This window comes from Adhaeretor mobilis (genome assembly GCF_007741515.1).
GTDB classification, from domain to species: domain Bacteria; phylum Planctomycetota; class Planctomycetia; order Pirellulales; family Lacipirellulaceae; genus Adhaeretor; species Adhaeretor mobilis.
Genome location: NZ_CP036263.1, coordinates 5,343,773 through 5,355,707 on the forward strand (window position 1 = coordinate 5,343,773; position 11,935 = coordinate 5,355,707).

Genomic DNA, 11,935 nt, shown 5'->3' on the forward strand with positions numbered 1-11,935 from the left:
CAATATTCGTTGACGCAAAGGCGCAAAGGACACAAAGAATCGCAGAGAAACTTGACTGAGGTCTAGAATGGATGGAATGTGGGGGGATAGCAATCGAGTTAACGGATTGGAGCTGCCAAAGCTGCTCATATCATTGTTAAACAACAATCTTTGGGTCCATCCAGGGGACGACATCCTGGGTAGGGTGATCCCTTGGTGTCGAGACCCCTTTGTGTTCTTGGATCGAGAAATGATGATACAAGAATCAAAGCAATGCAGTTCTATCGATCTGTTTTTTCGTAGTGCAAGCTCCAAAGAATCCAAACAAAGAGTTCCCCCACTGCCTTGGATTGATACTGACTTAGCAGTAATGATCGGATGCAATAAACACCTAGGAGACGACGTAGGAATCTGCTTGGACTACAGAACCGATTCCCTTGATCCGTGCGTAGTTGCCAGCTATTGGCCAGAAAAGTCGAGTTTCGATGATTACGACAAGTTTGGGCACTTCTGGAGAGAAGTAACACCGACATTCTCGGAGTTTGCAAAAATATTGAATCTCCAGTAGTTCCTTTGCGATTCTCAGCGGCCTTCGCGGCTTTGCTTCAAAATACAAACCCTAAATAAAGACAACCTATGGCAAAGAAATCTCCAACAACGGCCGGCACGAAGACGCGTGTAAAGCTTTCCACGCGGGACAAGAAAACTATGGCCGCGCTCACGGGCCTCGCCGATGGCGTCGTGAAGGCGGCCAGTGCGAAGCGGGACCCGTTTGTGGACATCCCCAGTCGCACGCTTTCCAACGTGAAGTACTCGCCCCGTAAGAAAATCATCGAGATGGGCAACAACAAGAATCGGCGACAGCTGTTCGATCTTTCGCAGGCGAAGGCCTATATGCGCACCATGCTGGTCGCCAGCGGTTGCAAACGACTGCTGGAGCAAGGTAAGACCACCAGCCTTCGTGGTTTGTACTACATGCTCAAGCACACCATCGAGGGAGCGAAGGAGAACACGTTCGACGAACAGGGCGAGTGCGACACGATCATTGAAGATACCGAAGTACTGTTGAGCAGCATTCGCGAAGAGCTGCACCTGTACGCAGAGAACCGCGGTGCGATGGTGGGTAACATTACGCTCATTGATCGCGGCGACACGATTGACTGCTCGCGAATGGGCTCCGGCGGGTACGCGATTCCATCGATCGTGGAGCCGGAAATCGTTGAGCTAGATCGGAAAAAGTGCAAAGCAGACTTTATCTTGCACGTTGAAAAAGGAACCGTCTGGCAACGTTTCAATGAAGACCGATTCTGGGAGCAGCACAATTGCATCCTCACTCACGGTGCCGGCCAGCCACCCCGTGGCGTACGGCGAATGCTCAATCGCATGCACAACGAGTTGAAACTTCCCATTTATTGCGTGTTGGATAACGACCCTTGGGGCTACTACATCTACAGCGTGATCAAACAGGGCTCAATCAACCTCGCGTTCGAGTCGCAACGCATGGCAATTCCCGAGGCAAAGTACCTGGGTTTAAGAAGCGTTGATTACACGCGCTGCGATCTGGACGACAGTGTGAAGATCGCGCTCAACGAAACGGACAAGAAACGCGCCAAGCAGATCGCCAAGTACCCGTGGTTCGAGAAGAAACGCCCCTGGCAAAGCGAAATCAAGAAGATGCTGTCCAACGACTTTAAGCTGGAAGTCGAATCGCTGATCTCCAAAGACATCAGTTACGTGACGGAGACGTACGTGCCGGAGCGTTTGGCGGCGAAGGATTGGCTCGATTGACCAGATTACAGGATGAGCAGGATTTACCGGATCAGATGTTATTCGGTTTCTTGGTTGTCACTTACCCTGTCGACCTTGCAAACCCTGTTATCCGATCTTTTTCCTAACCAGCCATCCGATCCCACAACGGCAACGCCAGTACAACCAGCCCGACGACGACTGATCCGATTGAAGCCACCAGCACTGCACCGCTGGCCATATCGAGCGCATCGCGGATCTCGGGGTTAGTTTCCTGGGTGATTGCCCGAGCGAGCCGTTCGATGGAAGAATTGAATAGCTCTGCCGTCAGAACACCGGTGATGCAAATGGCAAGCACACACCAGGAGAGTTTCGGCAAGCCGAGCGATAGACCGAGCATCACCACCAGCACGGTCACGAATAGGTGAACGAAGAAACTCACCTCGGCTCTCACGGCCACCTTCACACCGCGGGCGGCATCGGTGAATTTGCGTAACCAGGAATGGCTTTCGTAGTGGTGGTTGTCAGCTGAAGGCATGATGCTTGTAAGCTTCCCCAGATGCTCATTGGGTAGTGTTAGCCGTCGATCTTGATCGACGCGTGCTTGGCAATTGAACCGAGCGGTAAGCAATCGCGGAGGCTAAGTACTTATTGTAAGCTACTCTAACCCAAATGCGCCAGCCGGTGGAATATCAATGCCAGTGGTTTGAGTGATGCGTTTCTTCGGCAGGAACCTGGGCTCTACCAGGAAGCGAACACCCACGTTGTCTTTCGAGTCGTCAATGTTTACTCCCATTGATACCAGCAGCGATTCACCAATGCGGGTAATAGATAGAGTCTGACCGATGAGCCCCGCCTCGCTGATATCGTAGGAAGCACTCGCGCTGGTAAGCCACTTGGGCCCGATGCGGTAACTATAGCTGCCCAATAGCACGTTGCTGGAGAACGGGCCTTCGATAGAGCGGAACCCAACGTAGCCGTTGCCGCGCGTGGGGCGATTGAGCAGCACGCCAGCTGACACGGTCTTGAGGCCACTGCCGAAGAAGTCAGCTGCCCCGTCGGACACTATCGTAAAGCGATCGCCCAAATGCCAGCGTAGGTCGTAGTCCACTAGGCCGAAGTCTTGCCCCAGGTTGTCACGATCTGAATCCGGGAACCAAGAAGCATTTGTATCGAGGGTAAGCCAATCCACAATATGTTCGCGCCCCGGACCGCCACGTTTGGTTTGCCAGCGTTGGCGGGCTCCCATGCGTACCACGGTTTGGTCTTCCACGACTTCCGTCGAGGGGGAAGTGACCCAGCCTTGTAGTCCAGAGCGAATGGCGTAGAACCGGGGATCGAATTTCGGATCGCTGAAGTCGATATTTGGTGGCAGCGTACCGTTGAACAAGCGGCGGCGAAATTCCGTGATGGAAGTGTCGTCCAGCTGATCATAGAGCGGCAGCTCATCGTAGTTACGGCTCGAGTCGGCCCACGCAAATTCGGCATCAAGCACCACTTTGTGAGCCAGCCCGTTCAAGTTAAACAGCGTATCGCGGATGGTCGGATCGACCGACCAGAAGGGAATGCTCGCCCGCACACCAGCTTGACCATAGAGACGATCGATACTTTCCCCGTCCAGCGCTTCGCCCCAATGGGCCGCTTCGCCAAGCACGTAAGGCACAAACTTTACGACCCCTGCCTGCAGGGGCAGATCGATTTCTTGGCGTGTGGCTAGGCGTTCACCCTGCTGGCCGGAGCCAGCTTCCCACGGCAGCGTGCTGAATTGAGCGAGCAGCGTAGGCTCGCTCGGCGGTGTCGCATTGTTCATGTTTGCGTAGCCAGCCTGCGAATGCTCAAACCAGGTGAGCCGATCACCCAATAGCGATTCGCCAAGCCAGTAGTGATCGACGCGCGGTAGCCATTGGGTTTCCGTCCAGAACGGATTCACCTGGGCATTGGCTTCGATGGAGAATTCGCGATTGTTATTAAACCGCTTCGCGCGCAGGCCCGTGCGGGGCGACTTGAGTTCGTCCCATTCTTGTTCGTAGTATTGCTCCAGGAATGTGCGGTCGCTGCTGAGGCCCAACTCGCCGGTGATTTCCCAACCGCTCGCGAGTCGCTGGCGGTGCTCGCCAAACACGCGGTAGCGAAATGCTTCCTCCGGCACAATCGAACGCCGTCCACGGCCCAAGTTATCCACGCCATTGTCGTCGATAGCCCACAGATCGAATCGGCCTTCTGCCGGACCATCGAAGTTGAATAGCCCAGGCCGTTCATACTGGAAATCGGTCCCCGCACCGAAACCACGGTCGCTTAGATAGTCGGTACTGAGCCCCCACTTCGTCCCCTCAGGAGCATTGCGAATGCCGAAGAGTTGATACGCATCGAAGTCGACCATCACCTGCGTACCGAAGACACTGTCGTCCCCTACGCGTACACGATCGATGAAGAAGGAAGGTTCCTCCAAGTCGGTCGCAATCGTGGGCCAATAGAACACTGGCACGCCGCGAACGTAGAGAGAATTTCCACGGCTTTCGGCCAACTGCTTGTGATCGACCACCGGCGTACCAGTCAGCGGGTCGATCAACGGTTGCCCCGTGCGTGAATCAACGACTGTTTGGTGAACGTCCTCAAACATGATCTGTTGCGAACCAAAGTGGTAAGCCGGTTCTTCCAATCGGCTAGTCGTTACTAGCGCATCAGTTGCAGCGAAATGCGAATCGTCCAATTGCCGAATTGCCGCTGCTTTTAGGCGCACCAGCCCTTGGTATTTGAACTTCTCCGTTCGCGGAAGCGGTGTGAGCAGCTCGGCATTGAGGATGATGCCTACCTGCCGGCGCACGTCGTAGAACATGCGGTCTGCATAGACGATGCGATCGCCTTGCCGGAACTCGATGTTACCTTCCATGTAGATTTCCAACGGATCTTCGCTCGATTGCACGCCCGAACCGGCTAAGCCGGACTGGACTCCTGCCGCCCAAACAACAGCGCGGTCGGTCGAGATATCGACGGTGCCCACAGGTCCCAGTGCTCCGGGTAATCCGTTGCTAGTAAGTCCCTCGATGATGACGCGAATACCGTTCTTCGCTACTAGTGCATTCTGGCCATTGGCGAGTTGTTTCCACTCCAAGGTATTATCAACATCACTACGATTGAGTATCTGGAAACGGCGCGTGCCTAGCGGCAATCCCTGCTCGATACCCGGCGTAGGGGCGAACTCGGTGAATTGCGCGAGCATCAACTGATGGCGACGATCGGGGTCGAACTGATCGAGCCCGCGTTGGTAGATGGCCGGCTTGGTAGCGGGCTCTGGCGCGGCAGTTGGCAATTCCATACGCAACGGCGCACTAGTCGTAAGCCGCGAAAACCAACGGGGAGATTGTTCGTGGGCGATCACTTGCCCAGGCTGGTCTGAACTGGCGTCGCCCGTGCGGCGGAAGTCCACCGATACGTGACCGCCCTCCTCGGGCTCAAAGTAGGCAATGACTTTCTTCGGACCGTGCGGGCCTTCACGGCGATCAATCCAGAGCACAGCTTGTTTGCCGCGTGTGTAAGTGAGCCCCTGATTCAAATAGCAATGCCCGTGTAGATACCAAACTTCGTACACGCCCTGCTGCCAACGACTGCACCAATCGGCAGCCACAGTGATCGGCTGATTGGAGTTCACGTCTGCATGTAAGATGTCGGCGGCCTGAGATACGGCTGGCTGCCAGTTATTCAGCATGAAAACGACTAACGTCAAGGCGGACAGCGTGAATAGGTGCGCAAACCGTGCGCGCAGCGTTCTCCTAGTCGTTCCCATAAAGGGACCGCTACGGAGCGGGAAGCAACTCGGTGATGCTGCTGGCGTGTTGATCGTTAAGGGTTTCCTTGAGCTTCGTTCCACATCTACCGGGAGCGTACAACGAGCGCAACCAGCGCGCACCGCACATTGCCCCCGTAGAAGCTCGGGGTCCTCGGTAGAGATAGTGGCCGCGGAGTATAGGAAAGCCCGCCCCCCGGGGACAAGGCGAATCACGCAGGGCTAGCAAGTGCGTAACCCGCTACAGGAGAGGGACTTACGGCCATTCACTTGCATCTGTGCTGTCACTTCCGAGTTTAGCTGTTACAAACCGGTGCAAACCACGCTGTTGATAGTGGTAGCAGTCCGCTCGCCGGTAGGGTCTGCTACGCAACGTCGGGACGACGACAGCTATAACTTGGCGACGGAGAGAGTAAGCACTTTGCGAGCACTTCAAACATTCATCGAATTCACGATCCGCTGGCGATACGCCTTGCTGGCCATCGCTGTGGCGTTGGGCGTTGCGGGTGCACTCACCGGGCGTAGTCTCACGCTGGACCGTTCGATCGAGAACATGTTTGCCGAAGACGACCCGATTCTGGTGCCATATCGGCGGTTGCAGCGCACGTTTGGCGAGAACGAAATCGTCATGGCGATCTATGCCGACGAGCAGCTGACCTCCGATTCTGGAAAAGAACGCATCGGCACGCTCGTCGAGAAACTACGCGCGACGCCCGGCGTGGTGGCTGCTGTGTCGCTGCTCGACCCGCCGGGGGCTGCGGACTTTGAGAATCTAGAGATCGGCGCTCGCTTCCGCGAAGTGTTCTCTGGCTACACGCACAACACGGAACTCGATGCGGCAGGAATTATTTGTTTGATCGAGCGTCCCCAACACGACGGCACTCCCCGCCACGAGACACTCGCCCAGATGCGCGCCGCAATAAGCGAATATCCAAGCGGAGTACTTGTCGGCGAGCCGGTGCTCATCGAGGAGGCGTTCGATCTGTTGGAAGTCGATGGGAAGCAACTTAACACATGGTGTACGGCGCTTGTACTCATGGTGCTGCTGGTTTGTTTTCGCAATCTGCGCTGGGTCATTCTACCACTGGCGGTGGTGCATCTTACGCTGGCACTTACTCGTGCTACGCTCGTACTCGCTCATTTGAAGCTCAGTATGGTGAGCTCCATGCTGGCGGCAATCGTTACCGTGGTGGGTGTGGCCACGATCGTGCATGTGATTGTGCGATTTCGCAACGCACTACGCGAGGGACTATGCCGACGAGCGGCATTATCCAAAGCTGCTGAGCAACTCGTGGTGCCAGTCACATTCGCGTGCTTGACCGATGCGGCCGGGTTTGCCTCGTTGATGATTTCCGAGGTGGGCCCGGTCCAAGATTTCGGGCTCATGATGGCCATTGGTAGTTTGCTGGTGTTACCGAGCTGTTGGCTGCTCTGTGCGGGTCTAATGTTATTAGGCACGGACAACGATACTGAGAACGAGCCAACGAAACCGACAAGCGAGTGGCTAGACCGTGTCCTAGGAAAAGTCCTTTCTCTCGCCCACCAGCGCCGGGGCTTACTCGCTGCGTTGGCCGTGGCGCTTGCCGTCTTCGCGATCCTAGGAACACAGCGACTTGAGCGCGAAACCGAGTTCACTAAGAACTTCCGACCAGGAAGCCCGTTGGTCGGAGCTTACGGATTTGTCGAAACTCGCTTCGGCGGCGCAGGCGTATGGGACCTGCAGTTCCCCGCACCACAGCGCCCCGACAAGAAGTTCTTGCTGAAAGTGCTGGAGCTCGAAGAACAGCTCAAAGCCAAAGCCCCGCAGCTCTCCAAGGCGATTTCGCTTGCCGATACGCTCGATGCCGGCGTGGGCGGCTTGCATCGGCGTTTTGTGGGTTCGATGGCGGTACGAGGCGGGTTAGCTACGATCCGCGCACGCATGCCGGAGTTCGTGGACACGATCACTAACATCGACCCCAAGGACGAGCGGCCGTGGATGCGCATACTGCTTCGCGCACCTGAGCAACTTGGCGCTGAAGAAAAAACCCAGCTCATCGAGCAGGTAGAAGCACTCGGGAAAAAGCAATTCCCTGAGGCCGAAGTCACCGGCTATTACGTGCTGCTTACGAAGTTGATCGAAAGCGTATTGGCCGATCAATGGAAAACCTTCGGTCTAGCGACGCTTGCTGTGGTGTTGATGATGGCCGTGGCGTTCCGTAGTTTGCCGTTGGCGGTACTGACGATGATTCCCAATACGCTGCCGGTGCTTGTGTTATTCGGCGCAATGGGCTGGCTAGGCGTGCGTGTGAACATGGGAGCCGCGATGATCGCCGCCGTCTCGGTGGGCCTGTCGGTGGACGGCTCAATTCACTACGTGCTGGGGTATCAACGGCTGCGAAGGCAAGGAATGAGCAGCACCGAGGCGCTGGCCAGCACACAGTCGACCGTGGGTCGGGCCGCAGTGTTTGCCACGCTCGCATTGGTTGCCGGCTTTGCGACGCTCGCATTCAGCGACTTCGTACCCACAGCGTACTTCGGGGTGCTGGTGAGTCTGAGCATGCTCGGAGGGCTCGTGGGGAACCTAGCGGTGCTGCCTTTGTTGATCGGGCTCGTGGATCGGCAACTATAGGGTACTGCCGAGTGGAGCGAGGCACACCAAGCTGTTGTTCTTGGTCCGCACAGCGGCCCCTACTGTCCTCTGCCTACCTGTTCTCCCACATCAGGTGAGAGCGAATAGAGCAATACGTTCAAGCCGATACGGGCGGCATCCTCTTGGGTGTAGCCGCGGCACTGTTGGGCTTCGTGTAATTCGAGCGCACAACTGATGTCGTACTTACTGAAGATGACCGCCAGGCGACCATCGATCTCTACGCCTTCGAGGTCCGGTTTCACTTTAAGAACGCGGGGAGGGGGCATGGGCTGGCCTGGTCTTGTTGCTGCCGGGTTACGCCGGCTGACTTGGCGAATGTCAAATCCGCCGGCTTGCTCGCTGAAGAGCGGATGATCGACGGGAATGGGCGTGAGCTTGTGCTCGGGCAGCACGAGCGCGATCTCGCGACGAAATGCCTCCGCGAATTCCTTGCTCGCACAAATCGAGTCGGCTAGGAGTGTGCCACCGTTGGTGAGAAACTCGCCCAGCTGTGCGCGTTCCTTTTCAGTGAAGTGAAAATCGTGTCGTCCGTGCATGAATGCCATGTGGAATCTCAATAGCGCCTTGTCTGCGGGGGAGACGGCGTACTCGTTGACATCGACGGGCAGTTTCAACTCGCCCTGCCCTGCCGCACGCAGTAAGTTGACAAGGGCTCCCGGCGCATCGTTGCAGCCGCCGCCGTGCTGAAGCTTTGCAATGCGGATTGCTCCACGCGTGCCGAGCGCATCAAGCTCAATCAGCTCGTTGACATCAAAGGCTGTCTCTTTCCCTTTGGGCTCGCGATTGGTCGCGTACGCCAGCACGTTGATACCTATTGCATTAGCATCCGCAATGCGTTTGCTGATCGCGGGTGGCACATCGCGCTCGCGACCGCGGCGATAGAGCTCCCACGAGCAGGAAAGGTCAACCTCAGAAAATACCACGCACGTGCGACAGCCATACTCGACAGTCCAGAGCTTACCCACGTAGGGAGAATCCGCATCGACCAGTTCGTCGATTCGCCAAATGGGGTGCTCCGGCCCCGCCCGGCGGAGCTTGTACTCACCTTCGGGGAACACGCGGTCGAGGTACCTGCGGAAGCCGGTCTCGAATTCACTCCCGTCGTTACAGCAAGCCTCAGCAAACAGGAAACCTCCGCGATCCAAATACCCTCGCATCTTCTCCTCACTACCCGCCAGTTCGGGGCTCATGCTCCCGCTGATAAACAACACGGGCGTTTGCAGCAGGTCTTCGACGGTGGAAAGCTGGAGGTCTACAATTTGCCACGTGAGATCCAGCCCCCAGCGCTGCTCTGTGTAGTGGGTGAGGCTTGCGACGTCGTTGCGATGGTTCTGCCAATCTTCGCCTGGGCCGTGCTCGACTTTGCCCATCAACACAGGGCGACGACCTTTGGAAAGAAATAGCAAGGCAAACGCCGTCGTCACGCGCACGTTGTGTTCGGAAGGCTTTTCACCCTGCCAATAGTGGACAAGCTTTACTTGTCGATTCAGCAGGAACTCTGCACCTTCGCGATACCAGTCGTGATCGCCAATAAAGCGACGCGCGCTAAGCCTCCCCGCACGTTCCAAACCATAGAGATAGTAGTAATGCCACAGGCTACCCATCCCCCCCGTGCCCGGGTTGCGCTGTACCGAGAAAGTTCGGCCCAACCACGTGAGGGCGCGCTCCAGGGAGTCGTCCTCCTCATGGGGCAAGCAGCACTGCATGCGAGCGTCCTCCACCTTGGCTGACTGGCCCGTGACATGGCCGGAGCAAATGACCGTTGCTCCGATGCCCGCACAAGTCATGCTGCCTGAACCCTTACCTCTGCGGTAGCCCCAGGAACCTGTCGGATGCTGATCTCGCTTCCAATAGTCAGCCGCCAACTGCCAGGTTCGCGGGTTGACCTTCGCGCCGGCACGCTCCGCTTCGTGCAGAGCGAGCACGGCAAACTGCGATACACTATTGTCGCCACCCGTTTTCGTTTCGTAGTCCCATGAACCTGCATTCCTTCCTTCCTCGCACTGCTTACTCTCTAACCAATCGACATTATGCTGAATCAACGGCAGATCTCGCCGCGGCTCGGCTGCACAGAGCGCCATCGTTTGCAAGGCAACCGCATAACTTTTCTTCGGTCGGACTTTTCGCAGAAAGGTGAGCGCCTGTTGAATGCGCGGCTCGCGCACCGGTACGCCCGAATTCAAAAGCGCGAGCGTACACAGCCCGGTAGCACCGCCCTCGTACTCGCCGTGATCGGTGCGTGTTTTGGGAAGTTCGTTGAGCAAAAATTCACTGCCCTGACGAATCGATTCGCGAACACGCTCGGCGGAAAGCGGAGGATTCACTTGCCCGGGCTGTGCAAAGGCGGAAGTGCAAGCGATGAAGAACACCAACAGCGATGGAAATAGAATTTGCATATTTCAAATTCTACCAAGCAACCATCAAGTAGGGTATGTCGAGTGGAGCGAGGCGTACCAAACTAAGGAATGGCCAATAGTCATAAACCACCCGCCTGTGGTTGGCCATTGGTAAAAGTGGGCTTGGACACTTTCCCAGATACGCCTTGCTAGGCTCGACATAACCTACGCGACTCCCCTAAACGCCCTCCGCATACAACTTGCTTCCCCCCCCACTGCATTGTCCCTGGATGGAGCCACCTATAGAATCAACGGTACAGACATTCAAACGCAGTCGCATTCGCACCCCACCAAAGATACGCAGGAGGCGCCCTAGCTTTGCCGGCCCCTAATAGCCCAACCCCGAATCCCCCAACTCCGAGTCCACCGAAGAACCCTTCGACGAGGAACCTGGGCGACATTCTTCAAGAATTTCGTCAGCACCGGCAGCTTATGCAACGGGAGCTGCAGAAGGTTATCATCGGTCAGGACGAGGTGATCGAGCAAATCTTCGCCGCCATCTTCACTCGCGGCCATTGCCTGCTGGAAGGTGTGCCCGGTTTGGCGAAAACGCTCATGGTGAGCACGCTCTCGTCCATTTTGGATCTCAACTTTAAACGCATCCAGTTCACGCCGGACCTGATGCCTTCGGACATCACTGGCACGAATGTTCTCGAAGAGGACGAGCATGGCAAGAGAAGCTTTCGCTTTGTCGAGGGGCCCGTGTTCACGAATATCCTGCTGGCGGACGAAATCAACCGTACTCCGCCCAAGACGCAAGCCGCGCTCTTGCAAGCGATGCAGGAACGTCAAGTTTCGGTCGGTCAAACGACATACGATCTCCCGCAGCCCTTCTTTACGATCGCGACCCAGAACCCCATCGAGCAAGAAGGCACCTACCCGTTGCCCGAAGCACAGCTTGACCGGTTCATGTTCAACATCAAGGTCGATTACCCGAGTGCCGACGAGGAAGAGCAGATTCTCACCACAACCACGCGGCAAGACAAACCTGAGGTGAAGAAGATTCTCTCTGCCCGGGCGATCTTGAATCTACAAAAGCTGGTAGGCTCTGTCGCGGTGAGCGAGTACCTCATCAAATATGTCGCAAGACTCGTGCGCGCGACGCGCCCTAAAGACGAGTCAGCGCCCGAGTACGTGAAGGAGCTCGTCGACTGGGGTGCCGGCCCGCGCGCTGGGCAGTTCCTCATCTATGGCGGCAAGGCGCTCGCGGCGATGGACGGACGCTTTACCGTGGCGGTCGAAGATGTGCAGAAAATAGCCGTGCCCGTGCTGCGCCACCGTGTGAGCACCAACTTTCAAGCGCAAGCTCAAGGAATGAGCAACGAAGATGTCATCGCGAGATTGATTGCGGACGTACCTACGCCAGAGATTCCGAAGTATGGGGAAGGGTGAAGAAAT

The 11,935-nt window shown here is 56.5% G+C and carries 6 protein-coding genes; 3 read left to right on the forward strand and 3 right to left on the reverse strand.

Annotated elements, in window-relative coordinates:
- The first annotated feature begins 615 nt into the window (after positions 1 to 615).
- Positions 616 to 1,767 (forward strand): DNA topoisomerase IV subunit A, encoded by a 1,152-nt coding sequence (locus tag HG15A2_RS21015; protein ID WP_145063018.1) that lies wholly within the window; start codon positions 616 to 618, stop codon positions 1,765 to 1,767.
- 103 nt (positions 1,768 to 1,870) lie between these two features.
- On the opposite strand, the gene HG15A2_RS21020 is transcribed toward HG15A2_RS21015, so the two are convergent.
- Positions 1,871 to 2,263 carry a diacylglycerol kinase gene (locus tag HG15A2_RS21020; protein WP_145063020.1) on the reverse strand — a complete coding sequence of 131 codons (393 nt, stop codon included), beginning with the start codon at positions 2,261 to 2,263 and terminating at the stop codon, positions 1,871 to 1,873.
- A gap of 120 nt (positions 2,264 to 2,383) precedes the next feature.
- Positions 2,384 to 5,449 carry an LPS-assembly protein LptD gene (locus HG15A2_RS21025; RefSeq protein WP_145063022.1) on the reverse strand — a complete coding sequence of 1,022 codons (3,066 nt, stop codon included), beginning with the start codon at positions 5,447 to 5,449 and terminating at the stop codon, positions 2,384 to 2,386.
- A 481-nt stretch (positions 5,450 to 5,930) separates the two neighbouring features.
- Between HG15A2_RS21025 and HG15A2_RS21030 the strand changes: the two genes are divergently transcribed.
- Positions 5,931 to 8,120 carry an efflux RND transporter permease subunit gene (locus HG15A2_RS21030; protein ID WP_145063024.1) on the forward strand — a complete coding sequence of 730 codons (2,190 nt, stop codon included), beginning with the start codon at positions 5,931 to 5,933 and terminating at the stop codon, positions 8,118 to 8,120.
- A gap of 59 nt (positions 8,121 to 8,179) precedes the next feature.
- On the opposite strand, the gene HG15A2_RS21035 is transcribed toward HG15A2_RS21030, so the two are convergent.
- Positions 8,180 to 10,537, reverse strand: a complete 2,358-nt coding sequence (locus HG15A2_RS21035) for a DUF4159 domain-containing protein (RefSeq protein WP_145063026.1) — start codon at positions 10,535 to 10,537, stop codon at positions 8,180 to 8,182.
- 399 nt (positions 10,538 to 10,936) lie between these two features.
- Here HG15A2_RS21035 and HG15A2_RS21040 point away from each other — a divergent pair, with 399 nt between their 5' ends.
- On the forward strand, positions 10,937 to 11,929 hold the full coding sequence (locus HG15A2_RS21040; protein ID WP_145064205.1) for an AAA family ATPase: 993 nt from the start codon (positions 10,937 to 10,939) through the stop codon (positions 11,927 to 11,929).
- Positions 11,930 to 11,935 lie beyond the last annotated feature (6 nt).

Excerpts from the sequence above, each read along its gene's own strand:
- HG15A2_RS21035 (WP_145063026.1), bottom strand. The coding sequence starts at position 10,537 with ATGCAAATTCTATTTCCATCGCTGTTGGTGTTCTTCATCGCTTGCACT.
- HG15A2_RS21020 (WP_145063020.1), bottom strand. The coding sequence starts at position 2,263 with ATGCCTTCAGCTGACAACCACCACTACGAAAGCCATTCCTGGTTACGC.
- HG15A2_RS21015 (WP_145063018.1), top strand. The coding sequence starts at position 616 with ATGGCAAAGAAATCTCCAACAACGGCCGGCACGAAGACGCGTGTAAAG.